This is a genomic window from Mycobacterium simulans, from assembly GCF_900232995.1.
Classification (GTDB): Bacteria; Actinomycetota; Actinomycetes; order Mycobacteriales; family Mycobacteriaceae; genus Mycobacterium; species Mycobacterium simulans.
The window spans coordinates 3,039,431-3,060,011 of sequence record NZ_OCVX01000003.1 but is presented as its reverse complement, the minus strand read 5'-3'; the positions used below and the strand labels follow the sequence as shown (position 1 = coordinate 3,060,011).

Sequence of the window (20,581 nt, the reverse complement as noted above, 5' to 3'; positions counted from 1 at the left end):
ACATGATCTTCACCAAGTTGGGTGCGCTCGCCCAGCGCGCTCCGCGAATCATCATCGCGACTGCGATGTTATTTCTTTTGGCCGCAGGCATTTTCGGCGCGCCGGTGAGTGCGCAACTACCTGCCGGCGGGTATGACGATCCGGGGTCGGAGTCGGCGAAGGCTCAAGCAATTCTGGCCAACGACTTTCACGCCGGTGGCATGCCGATCGTCTTCGAGATCACCGATCCCGGAGGGGTGGATGCTCCTGCTGCGCGTGCTCGCGCCCAGACCGTGCTTGCAGCGCTGCATGATTCGCGATACGCGCAGCAGATTAGCTCTTACTGGTCGGCATCGATGTCCGGGCTATCCGAGCCGGCAATCACCGCATCGCTCGTCAGCAACGATCACCGCACCGGCCTGATCGTCGCGCAGATCGCCGGCTCGGATAGCGATGCACCGCAGCGAGCTCACGACATCGCGAATCCCATCGTAGGCACCCACGGCGACGTCACCGTGAAGGCCGGCGGTCAAGCAATCGCTTACTACGACGTCAATCGGCAGTTACGCAAGGACCTGACGACGATCGAAGCCATTGCGATGCCACTCGCTTTCGTTGTGCTGGTGTGGATTTTCGGCAGCGCGCTAGCCGCGATACTTCCCATTGCCGTGGCCGTCTTCGCGATAGAAGTAACAACCGCGGCATTGCGAGCCCTATCCATGTTCACCAGTGTGTCGGTTTTCGCGCTTAACCTGGCCTCCGCCTTATGCATTGCTCTGGCGATCGATTACACCTTGTTCATCATTAACCGATATCGCGAAGAACTCGCCAGCGGTAAGACCACCAGGCAGGCGATGGCGGTCACGATGAACACCGCAGGACGCACCGTCACCTATTCCGCGGTCACGGTGGCGCTGTCACTGGTGGCCATGACCATATTCCCGATGTACTTCTTACGGTCACTGGCCTACGCCGGACTCATCGGTGTGTCGCTGTGCCTGATCGGTGCCCTATTGGTTGCGCCGGCGCTGTTAACGCTTCTCGGTGAACGCATCGACAAGTGGGACCTCCGCAAGCCCGCGTATCGGTTGCTCGGTCGAGAGGCTCCGAAACACAAGGCGCCGCAGGACACGTTCTTCTACCGAAGTGCCGTCTTGGCAATGCGCCATGCGGTACCGACCGTCCTGCTGGTTACGGCATTGTACGTCATCCTCGGCCTGCCGGCCCTCGGGATGAAGGTCGCATACCCGGATGACCGGATGTTGCCGACCACCGCACCAGCCCGTCAAGCGGGCGACACAATGCGAGAGTCATTTCCTCAGTCCGGCAATGCGATCCGGATCGTGATCCCATCTGACCAACCGGCCTCGGCAGTGAGCGGATATGCGCTGCGGCTGTCACGAGTGACCGACGTCGTTTCTGTCGCCGGACCGGATGGGACCTACGTCAACGGGAAACGAGTGAGCACCGACTCCTACGGCGCCGCGCAAACCAAAGGTGCGAGCTATCTGACCGTCTCGAGTTCACTAGATCCCTACTCGTCCGCCGGCAAGGCGCAACTCGCTGACCTCAAAAACATTCAAGCGCCAGCGCCGACTCTGTTCGGAGGAGTTGCACAGCAGAACATCGACGATGTCAACGCGATAGTGAACAACGTACCTCTCGCATTCATATTGATCGCGACGACAACCTTGGTACTCGTATTCCTACTCACCGGAAGCATCCTGCTGCCGATCAAGGCGCTGGTTATGAACATGCTGTCATTGACTGCCGCGTTCGGCGCGATGGTCTGGATTTTCCAGGACGGCCATCTCGGCGGATTCGGCACGACGACCACAGGTCACATCAACGCCGAATTCATTCCGTTTATCTTCGGCGTCGCCTTCGGTCTGTCCATGGACTACGAAGTGTTCGTATTGTCTCGCGTCCGCGAAGAATGGCTCAACAGCGACCGCGGGTCCGGCGCCAACGAGCGTGCGGTCGCACTCGGATTGGCGCGGACCGGCAGGATCGTAACCGCGGCCGCAACGGTGATGGCGATCGTTTTCGTCGCGACCATCACATCGCAGGTGCAGGCGGAGCGAATGTTGGGGACAGGACTGGCGATCACGGTCCTTTTGGACGCGTTCCTGATCCGAACGGTCCTGGTACCAGCGTTCATGCGTCTCCTGGGACGCGCGAACTGGTGGGCACCGGGGCCACTGCGGCGATGGCACAACAGATGGGGACTCACTGACGAGCCGCGCCGGGCCACGCACCAACCCGTTGAAGAGATTGGTCAGGCGGTATGACCGAAAACTGTTCAGCCAGTGCGGGTATCGACGAGTTAACCGATGGAGGCCTCGTGAGGCAGAGATTGAACTGGTTTGCGCAGCACGGGTTCCTCCGTGGGGCCGTGCGGCTTGGAGTCAGGCTGGGCGACCTGCAGTCCCGGCTGCTCGCGGATCCCATGGTTAAGGCAAACCCGGCACCTTTCTGCGACGAATTGCGGGCCATCGGCCCCCTGGCGTCGAGCTACGGCAGCCACCTCGCCGTTGATCATGCAGTCGTCCATGACCTGCTGCGGTCCGAAGACTTCGAGGTGTTCTCGCTCGGATCGAACCTGCCGGCACAGGCGGCAATGCGCTGGCTAGAGCGCCGCACTCGCAACGACGATCTACTCCATCCGCTGCTGCCGCCGTCATTGCTGGCCGTTGACCCGCCGGATCACACGCGCTACCGCAAGGCAGTGTCTTCGGTGTTCACGGCGAAAGCAGTGGCCGCACTACGCGATCGCGTCGAAGAGACTGCGTCGGCGCTGTTGGATCAGCTCACCGACCAGCCGAGTGTCGACATCATGGACCGTTACTGCTCGCAGCTCCCGATCGCGGTCATCGGCGACATCTTGGGCGTGCCCGATCACGACCGCAGCCGCATTCTGGAGTTCGGTGAGCTGGCGGCGCCCAGCTTGGATTTCGGGCTCTCATGGCGTCAGTACCAGCAGATGCAGCGAGGGCTCAAAGGACTCCAGCTCTGGCTCACCGAGCACCTCGAGAAACTGCGGTCCAACCCCGGCGACGATCTGATGAGTCAGCTGATCCAAGCCAGTGAAAATGGCCCCGCGGCAACACGTCTCAACGCGAGAGAAGTGCAGACGATCGCTGGGCTGGTGTTGGGCGCCGGTTTCGAAACAACGGTGAACCTGTTGGGCAATGGGATACAGATGTTGTTGGACGCGCCCGAACAGCGGGACACGCTGAATCAGCGCCCGCAGCTCTGGCCCAACGCTGTAGAAGAGATCCTGCGGTTGGAATCACCGATTCAGCTCACCGGGCGAATAGCTCGCAAGAACGTCGAGGTGGCGGGCGCGGCAATCAAGCGAGGCCAGCTGGTGGTGCTCTATCTGGCGGCGGCCAACCGCGATCCGTCCGTGTTCGCCGATCCGCACCGCTTTGACGTCGCGCGCGCCAACGCAAATCGGCATCTCACATTCGCCGCTGGTCGCCACTTCTGCTTGGGTGCTGCCCTTGCCCGCGCCGAAGGCGAAATCGGATTGAGAATGTTCTTCGACCGCTTTCCCGATGCCAGTGCCGCAGGCTCGGGAAGAAGACGGGAGACCCGAACTCTGCGGGGTTGGTCGCAGCTGCCGGTGCAGTTGTGTCCCACACGGTCGGCGGCTATCCGATGACGACAGGATTCCGGGTAGGCGTGCAAGATGGCCTAATTGCGGCACGACCGACGGCCAGCACACTCCTTCGGGCCAATTACCTTGGTGCTGTTGGCAACCGCGTCGACTCGTTCTGGGTTCCAGATCACCTCAACGGCTTGTTCCCCCGTTCGTTGTGGAAGCAGAAGTATTGCGGTGCAACAAAACTGGTACCCACGCTCGATGCGTACCTGGAGCCGTGGACCATGCTCGGCTACCTTGCCGCACATAATCGCGTTGGCCGACTGCGCCTTGGCGTCAGCGTCACCGACACCGGTCGGCGCAATCCTGCCGTCACCGCACAGGCTGCCGCGACATTGCATCAGCTGAGTCGTGGACGCGCGATCCTGGGCATTGGAACCGGCGAACGCGAGGGCAACGAGCCCTATGGAGTGGACTGGTCAAAGCCAGTCGCGCGGTTCGAAGAAGCGATGGCCACAATCCGGGCGCTGTGGGACTCTGGCGGAGAACTGGTCAACCGCGATTCGCCGTTCTTCCCGTTGCGGAACGCCTTATTCGATCTCCCGCCTTACAAGGGGAAGTGGCCCGAGATCTGGATCGCGTCTCATGGCCCGCGAATGCTGCGGGCCACCGGGCGCTACGCCGACGCGTGGTATCCCGGGTTTCCGCACCAACCGAAGGAGTACGCGCAACGCTTGGAAGTCGTTCGCGCCGCCGCATCCGACGCGGGTCGTGACCCCTTGTCGATCACTCCCGCCCTGTGGCTGCCTGTTGTCACTGGCCGCACCCGCGCCGACGTTGACGAGGCGCTCGACTCCCCGCTGATCAAGATCGGCGGACTGAATGCATCGGACGAAGTCTTCGCCCGCCACGGCGCCCACCACCCATTAGGAGCAGGCTTCTCAGGAACGCAGGACTTGTTGCCACACGACATCGACGAACAAACGGCCCTGTCCTACCTCGACCAGATTCCGCCCACGCTGCTCCGGGAAATCGTGCTCAACGGCACCCCGGAAGAGGCCATCGACCAAGCCGCGAACTGGCGCGACTGCGGGGTGCGCTACATCGTCCTCGTTAACTTCAGTGCTTTTCAGCGGAGCCTTCGCAAAGGATTGGCAGCGATCCAGCCGTTCAACAAGATCGTCCGCGAACTCAAGAAGTTTTAGACCGCCGCCCGACGCGCCGAGCGTGCAACCACTGCGGCATCGCACGGCGTGTCCCCGCCGCCAGTACACGTTCGGCGCAGCCAGCGCACGCTCGACGCGGAGTTAGGAATTTCTCTGCGCCGGCGTGCGGTAACCTCGTTCTCAAAGGTTATCGGCAACAGAGGAGGCGTAGTGCCAACGGCCGATGCGGAGGAGCCGGAAGTCACGCGTGCCGACCGCTTTATCAAGACGGCGGTCGAGATCCTCGGTGAAACCGGACGCACCGACTTCACGGTGCAGGAAGTCGTCGCGCGCTCCAAGACCTCACTGCGAGCCTTCTATCAGCACTTCAGCAGCAAGGACGAACTGCTGCTAGCGCTGTTCGACAGGACCATCGCGCAATCGGTGCGGGTTTGGCGCGCCGAGACCGCCGGACTGGACAGCACCGCCGCGCTAAAGCTGGTATTCGACCGCGTTGGCGCGCAGCCGGAAACAACTACCCAGGACAGTCTCAACCGGGCACTAAGCCTCTACAACCAACATCTCGCCGAAACCCGGCCGCGGGAATACGCCCGTGTGCTGTCCCCCCTGCATCGACTGATTTACGACATCGTCGTGCAGGGCATTACCGAGGGGGTCTTCAGCCCCGGGCTGGACGTCGGAGCGGCGGCGGCGATCGTCATGCAGACGATGGTGGGCGCACTCCGATTGCGTTGGCTGGGAACCGAATTGAACGGGACCACCATCGACACCGGCCAACTCTACGACTTCTGCAGTCGCGCCCTCGGTATCGCTGACACCGACGATCAATCCGCAACGCCGTCACTGGCCGAGCTGTTCGCGCAAATCGGAATGCGCCCGGCCACTGCTCACGGCGACGAGTTCGCGATGACGATGCCGGTCAGCCCCCAAGTGGTCAACACTTCAGGCGCGCTGCAGGGTGGCCTCCTCGCTACGCTGGCCGACGTGGCGGGCGGACAGCTCGGCCTGGAATACCTGCAGCCCGGGACCGCCATGACGACCGCCGATCTAGCGATCCGCTACCTACGACCAATCAGGCAGGGATCGGCACTCGCGGTCCCCCGGGTGTTGCGGGCCGGCCGGCGATCTCTGGTCATGCAGATCGACATCTTTGGCGACAGCGACAGCGACAGCGAACTAGCGGCGACGGCGACCGTGAATTTCGCCATCGTCAAGCACGAGGACGCACCCGCCGACGATTAGTGGTAACGTCATTACCAGCCACTGAGATCGAGATTTTTGCTAGGAGATCGCCATGCCTTCTCGCGAGCTTTCGTTTCCCGTGTTTGACGCCGATAACCACATGTACGAACCTCAGGAAGCGCTGACCAAGTTCCTCCCCGACAAGCGCAAGCACGTCATCGACTATGTGCAGGTCCGCGGCCGCACCAAGATCGTGGTGCGTGGCCACATCAGCGACTACATCCCTAACCCAACGTTCGAGGTGGTGGCGCGTCCCGGCGCGCAGGAGGAGTATTTCCGGCACGGCAGCGGGGGCAAGAGCTACCGGGAGATCCTGGGCGAGCCGATGAAGGCGATCCCCGCCTTCCGCGAACCGGGCGCACGGCTCGAGGTGATGGACGAACTCGGCCTCGACTACGCGCTGATGTTCCCGACGCTGGCCAGCCTGGTCGAGGAACGCATGAAGGACGACCCGGAGATGACGCACGACGTCATCCACGCGCTCAACGAATGGATGTACGAAACCTGGTCATTCAACTACCAGGAGCGTATCTTCGCGACCCCAGTGATCACCCTGCCGATCATCGACCGCGCGCTCGAGGAACTCGAGTGGTGTCTGCAGCGGGGTGCGCGCACGGTGCTGGTCCGCCCGGCGCCGGTACCCGGTTACCGCGGCAGCCGATCGTTCGGCTTCGAAGAGTTCGACCCGTTCTGGCAAGCCTGCGTCCGCGCCGAGATCCCGGTGTCGATGCACGCCTCGGACAGTGGTTACTCCGAGCTGCTCAACATCTGGGAACCCGGCGACGAGTTTCTGCCGTTCAAGCCGACAGCCTTCCGAAGCCTGGCGATGGGCCATCGGCCGATTGAAGATGCGATGGGCGCATTGGTCTGCCATGGCGCGCTGTCCCGCAACCCCGAACTACGCATTCTGTCCATCGAAAACGGTGCTGACTGGGTGCCGCACCTGTTCAAAGGGCTCAAAGGCGTCTATAAGAAGATGCCGCACGCGTTCAGCGAAGACCCGATCGAAGCATTCAAGCGGTGCGTATACATCAGCCCGTTCTGGGAGGACCGGTTCACCGAGATCGTCAACATGGTGGGCACCGACCGGGTGGTCTTCGGATCCGACTGGCCGCACCCCGAAGGCCTAAAGGATCCCATCTCCTTCGTCGACGAGCTTTCCGGTTTCGGGCAGGAAGACGTCGAAAAGATCATGGGCGGCAACATGATGAAGGTAATGAAGGTTGCGAACCCGGCTTCGAAGCCGGTCTCCAAACCTGTGTCCGCCTGACCGATTCGCCCGCGGCGCACCCCGGCAGGATCTATAGTTAGCCTATAGACGGTTCCGGCAGGTCATGCAATACAAAGTCCGACCGTTTGTCGTCCGGGGGGTCCGGCGCGGTCGATTGGGGGATGGACCATGAACGTGTCTTCAGCGGGGTCATTTACCACCCAGGTGGTGTTGAGCGCGCGGCTCGCGTCCGAGTTGGGCGAACCACACAGCACGCTCAGGGCGGTCACGCAGCGCAACGGCCCGGCAGTGGTCATTCGCGCGGGCGGCGAGGTCGACGCCGCCAACGAGCGAACCTGGCAACATCTGATCGGCGAAGCGGCCGCAATCGCCACCCCGCCCGGATCGCTCGTCGTTGACGTCAGTGGTCTTGATTTCATGGGTTGCTGTGCGTTCGCCACGCTGGCGGAGGAAGCACAACGCTGCCGCCGTCGCGGCATCGAACTGCGCCTGGTGAGTCGCGACCCCGGACTCCCCCGGATCATCGCGGCTTGTGGGTTCACCAGCGTGTTGCCCGTTCATCGGGCTATGGAGTCTGCGCTGTCCATCGCATAGCTTGCGCATAGCTTGCGGAGTCCGTCTCGGCCCGTAATGAAATTGGTGCGGCGCACTAGTAGCTGGCGTTGATAATCTGGTTGATGCTGCTTGGCGAATTCGCCCGCGCACCCCGACTGTTTTGCTAATTCGGTCCGTAGGAGGGACTGCCAAATGGCGGCCGAGATGGACTGGGACAAAACGGTCGGTAGGGCCGAAGATGTGCGCCGCATCTTCGAGAGCATCCCCGCGATGATGGTCGGCCTGGAGGGCCCTGAACATCGCTTTGTCGCGGTGAACGCCGCATTTCGCGCATTCAATCCATTGCTCACCAACGTTGGAAAGACCGCCAAGGAGGTCTATCCCGAACTCGAGAGCCAGCAGATCTACCACATGTTCGATCGGGTCTATCAAACCGGTGAGCCGCAATCCGGCTCTGAGTGGCGGCTTCAGGCTGATTACGACGGTTCAGGAATTGAGGAACGATTCTTTGACTTTGTCGTCACGCCGCGGCGCCGGGCCGACGGATCGATCGAGGGTGTGCAGCTCATCTTCGATGACGTCACGGCCCGAGTGAAAGCCAGGCTGGCAGCCGAGGCGCGGGTGGAGGAACTTTCCGAGCGATACCGGCACGTCCGCGATTCGGCCACCGTGATGCAGCAGGCACTACTCGCACCTTCGGTACCCGTTGTCCCGGCCGCCGACATCGCCGCGGAGTATCTCGTCGCCGCGCAGGACACCGCGGCAGGTGGCGACTGGTTCGACGCCATAGCCCGCGGAGACCGGTTGGTGCTCATCGTCGGAGACGTCGTCGGTCACGGTGTCGAGGCTGCGGCGGTGATGTCGCAACTGCGCACCGCGCTGCGGATGCAAATCTCGGCGGGGCACACCATCGCCGAAGCGCTCGAGGCGGTGGACCGCTTTCACGAGCAGGTACCGGGATCCAAGTCGGCCACCATGTGTGTCGGCTCGCTCGACTTCGCCACCGGCGAGTTTCAGTACTGCACCGCCGGGCACCCACCGCCGCTGGTGGTGACCGCCGACGCAAAGGCCCGCTACGTGGAACCTTCCGGCGCAGGTCCACTCGGAAGCGGCACTGGGTTTGCGGTGCGCAGCGAGGTGCTCGACATGGGCGACACCATCATGCTGTACACCGACGGTCTGATCGAACGCCCGGGCCGGCCGCTCGGGGCGAGCACGGCCGAGTTCGCCGACCTGGCGGCCACGATCGTCGGCGGTGGCGGCTTTGTCCTCGAATACCCGGCCCGGCCCATCGATCGCCTCTGTTCCGAGACTCTCGAATTGCTGCTCCGATCCACCGGCTACAACGACGACGTCACACTGCTTGCGGCACAGCGCCGGATGCCGGTGCCGGCGTTGCATATTACCGCGGATGCAACGATTTACGCCGCGCGCGCGATTCGGGCCCGGCTCCGTGACTGGCTTTCCGAGATCGGCGCCGGCGCCGCCGACATCTCCGATGTCGTTCATGCAGTCTCCGAATTCGTGGAGAACGCAGTCGAACATGCTTACACCACAGAGGTTTCCGACGGAATCATCGTTGAAGCGGCACTGGCTGGCGATGGTGTTCTGCGCGCTTCGGTATCCGACCGGGGCCAGTGGAAGCATCACCGCCAGGGCGAGCAGGGCCGTGGGCGCGGATTGGCGATGGCCGAGGCCCTGGTGTCCGAATCGCAGGTCACCCATGGCGCTGACGGGACGATTGCCACACTTGCGCACCGACTTTCGCGGCCGGCTCAATTCGTGACTGACGCGGTCGTCGGCCGCGAAAGCTACCACCAGACACTCGACGACGAATTCGTTTCCCTGGTTACCGATGCCGGTCGCATCATCGTCCGGGGCGACATCGATTCGAACACCGCACCCACCCTGGACCGCCAGATTGCCGTTGAAAGCCGCTCTGGCATAGCGTCTTTGACGATCGATCTCAGCGCTGTCACCCACCTGGGATCGGCAGGGGTCAGTGCACTTGCCGCTGCCTGCGACCGGGCACGCAAGCAGGGCGGCGACTGTGTGCTGGTCGCGCCGCCCGGCAGCCCTGCCCACCACGTCTTGTCACTGGTTCAGATACCTGTTGTCAGTGGCGATACCGAAAACGTCTTCGCCGAAGATTAGCCAAGTCCTAGCGCGCCTGGCCGTGGCGCACCTGATTGAACGGCACCCCGCGATCGGCGGCGTACTCCCGCGGGAAGTTCAGGACTCGCTCGCCGATGACGTTGCGCGCCATTTCCGTTGTGCCGCCGCCGATGGCAACCGACTGCCGGGACAGGTAACGGAATCCGGTCTGTAGGCCTTCGCCGTATTGGCCAACGACACCGGCCGCCCCCGCGATCGACAGCCCCGTGTCGATCTCGAGAGTCACGGTCTCGGCATGGAAGAGCCTGATGAGCGTTCCAGCGGCCGGCGGCAGTGTGCCGTCTCGGACGCTGCGATAGACATGGTCGATCAGCTGCTCGGCAACCGCGCGGTGCACCAGCGCTCGGCCGGCCATCTCCTTGACCCGATCGCTGTCGGCCTGGCCGGTCTTCTCCGCGAGGTCGGCGTAGTCGACCGGTGTTGTGTGGCCGCCCTCGCTACCGGAGCCGCTGGCGAACTCCGAGCCCTGCCCGACGGCGCGGCGTTCGTGGTACAGCTGCCGTGATGCCACCGCCCAGCCGGCGTTCACCGCACCGACCACGTCGTCGTCGCCAACGTCCACCCCGTCCAGGAACTCCTCGCAGAACTCGGTGGAACCGTTCACCTGGGTGATCCGCCGCAATGTGATACCCGGATGGGAGATCGGCACCAGGAACATGGTCAGGCCGTCATGCTTAGGCACATCCCAATCGGTGCGGGCCAGACACAGTCCGTAGTCCGCAGCAAACGCGCTGGTGCTCCAGGTCTTGGCGCCGGTGATCACCCACCGGTCGCCCTGACGTTCGGCCTTGGCAAGGACACCGGCCAGATCGGACCCGCCGCTGGGTTCGGACAACAGCTGCACCAGCACCTCGTCGCCGCGCAGCGCCGCGGCGATGTGCTGTTTCTTCTGCTCCTCACTGCCGGTGTCGAGCAGCGTCGCGCAGCAGATGGTGAATGTGGGCGTGTTGAGGATCAACGGCATCTCGTAGCGCAGCGATGCTTCGTCGAATGCTCGCTGGTATTCGTAATCCAGGCCCAGGCCGCCGTACTCGCGCGGGAAGCAGATCCCGGCGAATCCGCCTTCGTAAAGACGTTTTTGTAGTTCTCGCGCGCGGCGCCAGGAACGTTCGTCGTCACGGGGCGCGGCCGGTGGCGACGCCGGGTCGATGCGAGGCATGTTGTCGGCCAGCCATGCGCTGGCCCGTCTAGCAAATTCCGCAACCGATTCGGTGGGCGTCATCGGGCCGACTTCTCCGCCTCATATACCCGCACGTTGTGTTCCTCGGGTGTGCCAAACATGGCCCGGTACAACGCAACTCGCCTCAAGTACAGGTGCAGGTCGTGTTCCCAGGTGACGCCGATGCCGCCGTGCATCTGCACGCAGCCCTGGACGATTCGGCCGGCCAGCTCTCCGACGTAGGACTTGGCGATACTGGCCGACCGACCGGCCGCAGGTGCGCGGGCGGATATGTCGGCGACGGCGGACGCCGTGGTCGCGCGGCACGCTTCCAGCCACATCTTCATATCGGCGAACGCATGCTTGAGCGCCTGATACGACGCCAGCGGGCGGCCAAACGTGTGCCGGTCCAGGGCCCACCGGACGGTGAAGTCGAAGACCGTTTGCAGGATGCCGACCACCTCGGCACACTGCAGCACCTGCGCGATCTGGCTTTGCCGCTCGATCAGCCCGGCGGTCTCAGCGGCGCTACCAACAGCCGCGGACCCAGCAACGGCAACGCCGTCCAAATCCACCCTCGCGTACTGCTTGACCAGGTCCACCGACTGCTGGGCCGTGATCCGTACGCCCGGGGTATCCGTTGGAACCAGGAACTGGCGGATGTCAGAGCTATTGGGACCGCATCGCGCCACCACCAGCAGTACCGCACTCTGGGCCGCGGCCTCGACACGATCCTTGGCGCCGCGGATGACGTAGCCGCGGTTGCCGGCGTCGGTGGGTGTAGCCGTGACCGTCGGATCCAGCGGGGCCCAGCCCCGGCCCGGTTCGGACACCGCCCACGATGCGACCGTTTCACCGGACATCAGCGATCCGATCAATTCGGCATGCGTCTGTGGATCCTCGCAGTCCACCAGCCCCGCGAGCACGGTGCTGACCGGGTACAACGGACCGGGCGCCACCGTCTTACCAAGCTGTTCAGCGACCATGGCAAGATCGGCAACACCGTCACCTGAGACGCTGCCGCCGCCTAATTTCTCCGGGACGAGCAGACCCGTCCATCCAAGCTCAGCGGCCCGGCGCCACCATGCAGGGTCAAAGGAAGAACCGGCGGAATGCAGCTCGCGGACGTAGCGCAGCGGCGCTTCTTTTTGTACAAATGCTTGGGTTGTTGAGGTAAAGAGTATCTTTTCGGGAGAGTCGACAGTGGTCATGACGCCGGCCGGACTTTCTGTGGAAAGTTTGGGGGGCTGATCATCCGCCTGATCGGTTCTCGTCGGAGTTGGCTGGCGACTCCGATGTTAGCAATGGGCAATACAGTAAGAGATACCGGAGTTCAGTCGATAATGAAGTTGACGAGCCATAACCGCCATGGCTGAGACGAGCGAACCACCGACGGATTCGGCGAACTCGAAGGCCGACGCGATGGCGTTGGTCGAAGAAGCCGAAGCTGAAGCCGCCGAAGCCGAAGCGCTTGCCGCTGCGGCGCGCGCCCGGGCACGTGCTGCACGGCTGCGACGCCAACTGGCCGGCGACGCCGACGCCGAATACGAAGACTTCGACGAGGACGACGAAGAGTACGACGAAGAGGATGTCGAGGACTACGAGGACGCCGAACTCGAGGGCACAAAGCCGGCTTCATGGCGAAGCCGGTTGCCGAGCTGGGTGCGGATTCCCGCGCTGTCGACGATTGCGACGGCGGCCGCAATCCTGATCGTCTGCGGCTTTACCGCGTTCAGCGGATATATCATCTGGACGCACCATGAAGCCACCGAGCGCCAGCAGCGCGCCGCGGCGTTTGCCGCTGGGGCCAGGCAAGGCGTCGTCAATATGACTTCTCTTGACTTCAACAAGGCCAAAGAGGACGTCCAACGGGTTATCGATAGCTCTACCGGGGAATTCCGGGACGACTTTCAGGCGCGCGCAGCCGATTTCACAAAGGTAGTGGAGCAATCCAAAGTCGTAACCGAAGGCACGGTCAACGCCACGGCAGTCGAGTCTATGGGCGAGCATTCCGCTTTGGTATTGGTCTCGGCGACATCACGGGTCACCAATTCCGCGGGCGCCAAAGACGAACCACGCGCCTGGCGACTCAGAGTGACTGTGACCGAGGAGGCCGGGCAGTACAAGATGTCGAAAGTTGAGTTCGTACCGTGAGCGATGAAGTGCGCGACACCGAGGCCACCGAAGCCCTACCGCTCGACGCAGACACCGAAGCCGACGATTCGGCAACCGAGGAATCTGACGAGGCGCTGTCCGAGGAATCTGACGAAGCGCTCTCCGACGAGTCCGACGAAGCGCCTTCCGAGGGCGACTCCCCCGCGCCACGCCGGTTCTGGCGACGCGACTTGTGGCGTGTGCAGGTCAATGTCAGACCGGTTGCGGTGATCCTGATCCTGCTCGTGCTGATATCCGGCGGGGTTACCGCGTGGCTCTATGTCAAGCAGTACCAGCCTGATCAGCAGACCGATCCCGGCGTCGCGCGGGCGGCCGTCACTGCCGCGTCTGATGGGACGGTGGCCCTGTTGTCGTACTCACCCGACACCCTCGACAAGGACTTCGCCACCGCCAAGTCCCATCTCTCCGGGGATTTCCTGTCCTACTACGACCAGTTCACGCAGCAGATCGTCGCTCCGGCGGCTAAGCAGAAGGCGTTGAAAACCACCGCTCATGTGATGCGCGCCGCGATATCGGAGTTGCACCCCAATTCGGCCGTCGTTCTGGTTTTCGTCGATCAGAGCACCACAAGCAAAGACAATCCCAATCCGACGATGGCGGCCAGCAGTGTGCTGGTGAACTTGGCCCTGGTCGACGGCAAATGGCTGATTACCAAGTTCACGCCGGTCTAAAGTTGCCTGGCGAACGCACGGCACAGCTGCTGCGCGCGTAGCGCCCGGTTCTCTTGGGAGACAATCCAATCCGGATCTGCGGACCTCCGTCGCCGAGCATGGGTCGGCACCCGGTTGGGGCTTCGTTGCTATTTATATTATGATAGTGATATTCCATCTCAGGAGGAGCGCTGATGACGCTCGGCACCGACGCAAACCGCCAGGCCACCACCCTTGACCTCACCGGCCAAACCAGCCCCTACCCGTTCTTCGAACACATGAGGCGCACGGATCCGGTCTGGCATGGCGCCCTGGCAGACCACTCACAGATGCCGGAGGAATTGAGACCCAACGATGAATGGGTCTTATTCAGTTATGACGTCGTGTTCCAGGCTTTCCGCGACGACCGGATCTTCACTTCTGCCAACTACGACAAGACCATCGGTTTGGTCATGGGGCACACCATCTTGGCCATGGGCGGCAAGGAACACCACGATCACCGCAATCTGGTGGCAAAGGCCTTCCGCGCGACAGCGCTGGAACGCTGGGAGCCGTCGGTAATCGGGCCCGTCTGCAATCGGCTCGTCGACGAGATCAAAGACCATGGTGAGGCGGACCTGGTCAAAGCGGTGACCTTCGAATTCCCGACCCGGATCATTGCCACTCTGCTCGGACTCCCTCGCGAGGACCTTGACCTGTTCCGGCGGCTGTCGCTGGACCTTATCTCGATCCCAACCGACATCGTGGCGGGGTTGAACGCCGCGGACGAGTTGCACGGCTATTTCCTCAACCAGGTCGAGCAGCGGCGCCGCAAACCGACCAACGACATCATCGGCGATTTGGTTGCCGCCGAGATCGACGGTGAAAAGCTCACCGACGAAGCCATCATTGCGTTCTTGCGACTGTTGTTGCCCGCCGGCCTGGAGACCACCTACCGCTCGTCGGGCAACCTGCTGTACCTGCTGCTGACCCACCCCGATCAGCTGGCGATGGTCTACCAGGACCGGTCATTGATCCCAACCGCAATCGAAGAAGGCCTGCGCTTCGAAACGCCACTCACCATGGTGATGCGGACCACCACCCAAGACGTCGAAATTGGTGGCAAGACAATCCCGTCCGATGCGCAGATCGATATGTGTATGGGCTCGGCCAACCGCGACGAAAGCCGCTGGACCGACCCCAACACCTTTAACATCCGCCGCCCGCGGCAAGCCCACATCGCGTTCGCCGGCGGGATCCACATGTGTCTCGGCATGCATCTTGCCCGGCTGGAAACGCGGGTAATGCTCAACAGTCTGTTCGACCGCGTCAAGGACCTGGCGTTAGTTCCCGATGACGGCACCGGTGTGGAGTCCAAGATCGTCGGACTCACCTTTAGGTCGCCCAACAAACTTCCGGTCACGTTCACGCCTGCCGCATGAGGAGCCGGGCGGCCAGGATTGGCGCGTTCGCCGAACACACTGTGGTGTCGGCGAATTCACTTGTGAAGGTCGAGCCGCGTCCACCTCTGGTCCGAGTGCTTTGCTGTCGTAACGAGTAAGCGGCTCAACGGCTCTGGACGAATGCCGGTGTGACAAAATTTTCGACCAGCTCGCGCTCGGCATCGTCGTCTTCGCCTGGCCAATACATCAGAGTTAGCACGACGCGGACCCCCCATTTCGCGGCTTGCGGGTGACCGCCGGCGATCCCCATGAGTTCGGAAGCAAATTCGGCAAGTTGCGGCATCTCGGCTAGCCACGCCACTTCGCGGGTGCCGCCGCGGACCGAAGACATCATGAGCCGGCACAGTGGCTCCGACCGAATTTCGTGGAGTGTCGACAGAATTGCGGTGGTGACTCGCTCCGGCCCGCTCAACGGCTCGACCGCCGAGCGCACGGAATTGGTGATGCGGGCCGCAACTCGGGCGACGACGCCGTCTCGGATCTTGGCTTTGCCACCGACGTAGCGATAGATGGTCGCTCGCGAGCAGTGGACCCGGGCGGCCAACTTGTCGATATCAAGTCCGTTCATCCCGTCGTGTCTCATGAGGCAGATCGCAGCGTCGTAAATCCGTTCGGCGGCGGCTGCGCGGCGATCGCCGCCGACCACCCAATCCTCACCAGGCACTGGTCACATGTCCTTCCCGCTACGAAGCACCGGGAAATCCCACTTTCCAACGTTTGAGACGAAGATAACAGCTCTTCTCACTAGCATCGCAGGTCGCACGCTCGCCGTGAGACGGCCCGGGCCAGACCAATAGGCGGCGTATTTCAATTTGTCGCCACACCATTGACCTGCAGATTTCCGCTGGTCAAAGTAGTTCGATCACACCCCTCGACCGGGGTTGTGGGATTCATGGATGTCACCCGGTGGGCGTGGCCGATAACTCGACGACGGGCTGTCCCGAGCTGTCAGTTACGTGCCGCCGCATGAAGAAGGGTTGCGCAATGAGTTTCTTGGTGTTGCCACCCGAGATCAACTCGGCATTGGTGTTCGCCGGGGCGGGGTCTGAGCCGCTCTTGGCGGCCGCGACGGCCTGGGCGAGTCTGGCAGATGAATTAAGTTCAGCTGCAGCATCTTTCGGATCAGTAACGGCAGGGCTGGTCGGCGGGTCATGGCAGGGTTCGGCGTCGTCGGCGATGGCGGCAGCGGCTGCCCCCTACGCGGGTTGGCTTTCGGTCACGGCGGTGCAGGCACAGCGGGCGGCGAAGCAAGCAGGCGCCATGGTGGCCGAATTTGAAGCTGTCCAGGCTGCGGTGGTGCAACCGGTAGTGGTGGCGGCCAACCGTGCTGACCTCGTGTCGCTGGTGATGTCGAACTTGTTTGGGCAAAACGCTCCGGCGATCGCAGCTATCGAAGCCATCTATGAAGAGATGTGGGCACTCGATGTGTCGGCGATGTCTGCCTATCATGCCGGGGCGTCGGTGGTCGCATCGGCACTGACGCCGTTCACCTATCCATTGCAGACCGCCGCGTCAGCGGCCGCGGCGGAGGCCGTCCCGACCACGCCCAACCTCGGCTTAGCCAATGTGGGCGGCGGAAACGTTGGCAACGCAAACAATGGCCTCGGAAATATTGGTAGCGGAAATCTCGGTAACTACAACGTCGGCTCCGGAAACCTCGGCAGCTCCAATATCGGTTCAGCAAACCTCGGCAGCAACAACATCGGCATCGGCAACGCCGGCAGCAACAACTCCGGCTGGGGAAACATCGGCAAACTCAATACCGGGTTCGCTAATACCGGCTTCGGCAACTTCGGACTCGCCAATACTGGTAACAACAACATCGGCATCGGTCTTACCGGCGACAACCAGATCGGTATCGGCGGGCTGAACTCGGGCAGCGGCCACCTCGGGCTGTTCAACTCGGGCACCGGGAACATCGGCTTCTTCAACTCCGGCACCGGAAACGTCGGCATTGGAAACACCGGCAATTTCAGTACCGGCATTTTTAACTCCGGGCAGGGAAATACCGGCTTCTTTAACGCTGGTTCGTTCAATACCGGCATGTTCGACGTCGGAAATGCTAACACCGGCAGCCTTAATACCGGCAACTACAACATGGGCAACTTCAATCCGGGTTCGTCTAATACCGGCACCTTCAACACGGGCAGCACCAACACGGGTTTCTTCAACACCGGCAACATCAACACCGGTGCCTTCAATATCGGCAACATGAATAATGGCATGTTTAACACGGGGGACATGAATAATGGCGTTTTCTACCGCGGCGTGGGTCAGGGCAGCCTGAGTTTCAGCATCACGACCCCTGATTTAACGCTGCCACCCCTTCAAATACCCGGGATATCGGTTCCAGCGCTCAGTCTGCCCGCGATAACCTTGCCGTCGTTGTCACTGCCAGCCGCATCGACACCCGACAACGTTACGGTGGGTGCGTTTAGCTTGCCGGGGTTGACGCTCCCGTCACTCAACATCCCGGCCGCCACCACACCAGCCAACATCACCATCGGCGCCTTCGACCTCCCCGCACTCACCCTGCCCTCACTCAACATCCCCGCCAGCACCACACCAGCCAACATCACCATCGGCGCCTTCGACCTTCCCGCACTCACCCTGCCCCCACTCAACATCCCCGCCACCACCACACCAGCCAACATCACCATCGGCGCGTTTGAGCTGCCTTCACTTGCGATTCCTTCGGTGACTATTCCATCTATGGCGATACCCGCGGGTATTACGGTGGGAGCGTTTGAGCTGCCGCCGCTAACTATTCCTTCGATAATTATTCCGTCTGTGACGATACCCGCGGGTATCACGGTAGGGGCGTTTGACCTGCCGCCATTGCAGATTCCCCCGGTGACTATTCCGCCTGTGACGATACCCGCGGGCACCACCGTCGGTGGCTTTAGCCTATCTGCGATACATACTCAGGCGATATCTGTCGGCCAAATAAGTGTGGGAGGGTTTGCGTTTCCCGCTATAGGTTGGGATGTTTTCCTTGGCACACCGAAGATAACAATTAAAGGTTTTGGAATACCTTTTTCACTAAGCTTCAACACCAATGTAGTTGCGCTTCAGGGGCCATTCGGCGCCACTAGTACTTTCACCGGAACGTTCGGAATCAGCGAGTTCGAGCTGCCACAAATGGTGATCCACCCTTACCATCTGACCGGCCCCATCGTCGTCTCACCGTTCCATCTCCCTGCCTTCAGCATCCCGGGGATCGACGTTCCCGCTATCGACGTCGACGGCTTCACTCTCCCGCAGATCAGCACCCCAGAAATCACCACGCCGCCGCTCATCATCGATCCGATCGGCGTGGGCGGGTTCACGCTGCCGCAGATCACCACGCTGGAGATCGTCACCCCGCCGTTGACAATCGATTCGATCGGTACTGGCGGGTTCACGCTGCCACAGATCACCACCCCGGAAATCACCACACCACCACTCACCATCAACCCGATCAACGTCGCTGGCTTCACCCTCCCCCAAATCACCACCCCAGAAATCACCACACCACCACTCACCATCAACCCCATCAACGTCGCCGGCTTCACCCTCCCAGAAATCACCACACCACCACTCACCATCAACCCCATCAACGTCGCCGGCTTCACCCTCCCCCAAATCACCACCCCAGAAATCACCACACCACCACTCACCATCAACCCCATCAACGTCGCCGGCTTCACCCTCCCCCAAATCACCACCCCAGAAATCACCACACCACCGCTCACCATCCCACCGATCGGACTGGCGGCCTTCACAACACCGCCGCTCACCATTCCCGGCATCCACCTGCCTAGCACCACGATCGGAGGATTGGCTATCCCAGGGGGTCCGGGCTACCTCAACTCGAGCTCCGCGCCGTCGTCGGGCTTCTTCAACTCCGGTGTAGGTAGCAGCTCGGGCTTCGGCAACAACGGTTCGGGGCTCTCCGGCTGGTTCAACACAAACCCCACTGGGCTGTTCGGCGGCTCGGGGTACCAGAACTACGGAGGACTATCCTCGGGCTTTTCGAATCTGGGCAGCGGCGTATCGGGCTTCGCCAACACGGGCGTCCTGCCCGTTGCGGTGATCAGCGTTGTTTCGGGCTTTGCCAACATCGGCAACAACGTCGCCGGCTTCTTCCAAGGCATCAGGCCGTAACCCGTGGGGTCGTGACCGACGCCAATGGCCTGCTCCTAAGGCCGGTAACCTGGCCCCGCCGTGCGAGCGGACTCCGCAAGCGCTACTGGATTACTCCTGAGGACGGTCTGCCCAAGCGGATGCGACTGCTTGAACCCAACCGTGCCGCCAATGGACATTTGGCGCTCGGCTAACTGGAATGCGCTGCTACGCAAGCTTGCCCAGTGTGCGATCCCACAGCTCGGCCCCGAGGCGCGGATCGTAAGCGGCGCGGTTGGCCTTCGCGATCTTGCGGCGTGAGTAGTATTCCCCTGGCTGCCAATCGATACCGGGCTTGCTTGGTGCCAGCCAGACCAGTTGCCCGGCTCCCTCGTCTGAGGTGGCAGTGAATCGGGCCGTCAGCGGCACGTGGTTCTTCATGAAGGCGAGGACCCTAGATCCCGATGCCTCACCGAAGTTCGAGTTGACGTAGCCGGGATGGACCGTCGCGACCGACAGTCCCTCAGCGTGATATCGCCGATGTAATTCCATGGTGAACAACACAATTGCCAGCTTCGATAGGGCATAGGCGACGCTGGGCCGCCGTACGGCGGTGTTCTCCACATTGGCCGGCACCGTATTCGGCTCGTGCAATCCCAAAGCGGACATCTCCCGGCTGGCCAGGCTGTATGAGACCGGGCAGCTGCAACTCGATGAGATGATCACCAAGCGTTATCGCCTCGATGACATCAGCGATGCCTACCGCGATCTTCTCAACGGTGAAATCATCCGGGGCATCATCGATTTCGGCATCATCTGATGCTATTTCTTGCTCAACTTGAGCCGCTGCAGCTGGCGTACGCGTCGATCGGGCTGTGCAGGGCCAGACCACCGTCGGCGTGCACCACCTGTCCGGTCACCCAAGGCAATTCGAGAACGGTGACGATGGCGGCGGCCACGTCGGAAGCGTCATCCAACCCACCCAACGCCGTCCGCTCGGAAATGCCTTCCGCCCAGCCGGGCAGCGCTAACGACACCGGAATCCCAAACGGCAAGCGGCATTTGGCTACCAAGCCCACGCTCGCCGCGGGCCTGG

15 protein-coding genes and 2 pseudogenes are annotated in these 20,581 nt (G+C 62.1%); 12 read left to right on the top strand and 5 right to left on the bottom strand.

The features are described from left to right. Positions 1 to 2: 2 nt before the first annotated feature. The 7 genes from MSIMFI_RS14685 (at position 3) to MSIMFI_RS14655 (ending at position 9,934) form a co-directional block, all read left to right on the top strand. On the top strand, positions 3 to 2,270 hold the full coding sequence (locus MSIMFI_RS14685) for an MMPL family transporter (protein WP_191497739.1): 2,268 nt from the start codon (positions 3 to 5) through the stop codon (positions 2,268 to 2,270). 53 nt (positions 2,271 to 2,323) lie between these two features. After that, positions 2,324 to 3,646, top strand: a complete 1,323-nt coding sequence (locus MSIMFI_RS14680; protein WP_191497738.1) for a cytochrome P450 — start codon at positions 2,324 to 2,326, stop codon at positions 3,644 to 3,646. Next, positions 3,643 to 4,791, top strand: a complete 1,149-nt coding sequence (locus MSIMFI_RS14675) for an LLM class flavin-dependent oxidoreductase (RefSeq protein WP_191498200.1) — start codon at positions 3,643 to 3,645, stop codon at positions 4,789 to 4,791. The genes MSIMFI_RS14680 and MSIMFI_RS14675 overlap by 4 nt, the downstream gene beginning before the upstream one ends. A 171-nt stretch (positions 4,792 to 4,962) precedes the next feature. Further along, positions 4,963 to 5,994 carry a hotdog fold thioesterase gene (locus tag MSIMFI_RS14670; protein WP_191497737.1) on the top strand — a complete coding sequence of 344 codons (1,032 nt, stop codon included), beginning with the start codon at positions 4,963 to 4,965 and terminating at the stop codon, positions 5,992 to 5,994. 52 nt (positions 5,995 to 6,046) lie between these two features. Then, positions 6,047 to 7,264 carry an amidohydrolase family protein gene (locus MSIMFI_RS14665; RefSeq protein WP_191497736.1) on the top strand — a complete coding sequence of 406 codons (1,218 nt, stop codon included), beginning with the start codon at positions 6,047 to 6,049 and terminating at the stop codon, positions 7,262 to 7,264. A 129-nt stretch (positions 7,265 to 7,393) separates the two neighbouring features. Further along, complete coding sequence (locus tag MSIMFI_RS14660) at positions 7,394 to 7,819, top strand: anti-sigma factor antagonist (protein ID WP_186244004.1); 426 nt, start codon at positions 7,394 to 7,396, stop codon at positions 7,817 to 7,819. A 153-nt stretch (positions 7,820 to 7,972) separates the two neighbouring features. Next, complete coding sequence (locus tag MSIMFI_RS14655; RefSeq protein WP_191497735.1) at positions 7,973 to 9,934, top strand: SpoIIE family protein phosphatase; 1,962 nt, start codon at positions 7,973 to 7,975, stop codon at positions 9,932 to 9,934. A 7-nt stretch (positions 9,935 to 9,941) separates the two neighbouring features. Here MSIMFI_RS14655 and MSIMFI_RS14650 read toward each other — a convergent pair whose 3' ends face one another. Further along, positions 9,942 to 11,177, bottom strand: a complete 1,236-nt coding sequence (locus MSIMFI_RS14650; protein ID WP_191497734.1) for an acyl-CoA dehydrogenase family protein — start codon at positions 11,175 to 11,177, stop codon at positions 9,942 to 9,944. Further along, positions 11,174 to 12,325: an acyl-CoA dehydrogenase family protein gene (locus MSIMFI_RS14645; RefSeq protein WP_191497733.1), complete on the bottom strand. Its 1,152-nt coding sequence runs from the start codon at positions 12,323 to 12,325 to the stop codon at positions 11,174 to 11,176. Before MSIMFI_RS14645 ends, MSIMFI_RS14650 begins: the two co-directional genes overlap by 4 nt. Before the next feature lie 157 nt (positions 12,326 to 12,482). Here MSIMFI_RS14645 and MSIMFI_RS14640 point away from each other — a divergent pair, with 157 nt between their 5' ends. From MSIMFI_RS14640 to MSIMFI_RS14630, 3 genes are all read left to right on the top strand, one after another. Further along, the gene (locus tag MSIMFI_RS14640; RefSeq protein WP_191497732.1) at positions 12,483 to 13,268 is read left to right on the top strand and encodes a hypothetical protein; all 786 of its coding nucleotides are present in this window, start codon (positions 12,483 to 12,485) and stop codon (positions 13,266 to 13,268) included. Then, positions 13,265 to 13,960, top strand: coding sequence for a hypothetical protein (locus MSIMFI_RS14635; RefSeq protein WP_186244009.1), 696 nt, complete (start codon positions 13,265 to 13,267; stop codon positions 13,958 to 13,960). Before MSIMFI_RS14640 ends, MSIMFI_RS14635 begins: the two co-directional genes overlap by 4 nt. A gap of 173 nt (positions 13,961 to 14,133) precedes the next feature. Then, positions 14,134 to 15,360 (top strand): cytochrome P450, encoded by a 1,227-nt coding sequence (locus MSIMFI_RS14630; protein WP_191497731.1) that lies wholly within the window; start codon positions 14,134 to 14,136, stop codon positions 15,358 to 15,360. A 124-nt stretch (positions 15,361 to 15,484) separates the two neighbouring features. Here MSIMFI_RS14630 and MSIMFI_RS14625 read toward each other — a convergent pair whose 3' ends face one another. Beyond that, a complete protein-coding gene (locus MSIMFI_RS14625; protein WP_191497730.1) occupies positions 15,485 to 16,045 on the bottom strand; it encodes a TetR/AcrR family transcriptional regulator in 561 nt (186 codons plus the stop codon). A 320-nt stretch (positions 16,046 to 16,365) separates the two neighbouring features. On the opposite strand from MSIMFI_RS14625, the gene MSIMFI_RS14620 reads away from it, so the two are divergent. Next, positions 16,366 to 19,527, top strand: coding sequence for a PPE family protein (locus tag MSIMFI_RS14620; protein WP_191497729.1), 3,162 nt, complete (start codon positions 16,366 to 16,368; stop codon positions 19,525 to 19,527). 186 nt (positions 19,528 to 19,713) lie between these two features. Here MSIMFI_RS14620 and MSIMFI_RS14615 read toward each other — a convergent pair. Then, positions 19,714 to 20,112, bottom strand: a pseudogene (locus MSIMFI_RS14615) (SDR family NAD(P)-dependent oxidoreductase); the annotation flags it as partial. On the opposite strand from MSIMFI_RS14615, the pseudogene MSIMFI_RS14610 reads away from it, so the two are divergent. After that, positions 20,108 to 20,305, top strand: a pseudogene (locus MSIMFI_RS14610) (alcohol dehydrogenase); the annotation flags it as partial. The pseudogenes MSIMFI_RS14615 and MSIMFI_RS14610 overlap by 5 nt on opposite strands. Positions 20,306 to 20,318: 13 nt before the next feature. Here the strand turns inward: MSIMFI_RS14610 and MSIMFI_RS14605 are convergent. Then, positions 20,319 to 20,540 carry a Rossmann-fold NAD(P)-binding domain-containing protein gene (locus MSIMFI_RS14605; RefSeq protein WP_224770192.1) on the bottom strand — a complete coding sequence of 74 codons (222 nt, stop codon included), beginning with the start codon at positions 20,538 to 20,540 and terminating at the stop codon, positions 20,319 to 20,321. Between the last annotated feature and the right edge of the window lie 41 nt (positions 20,541 to 20,581).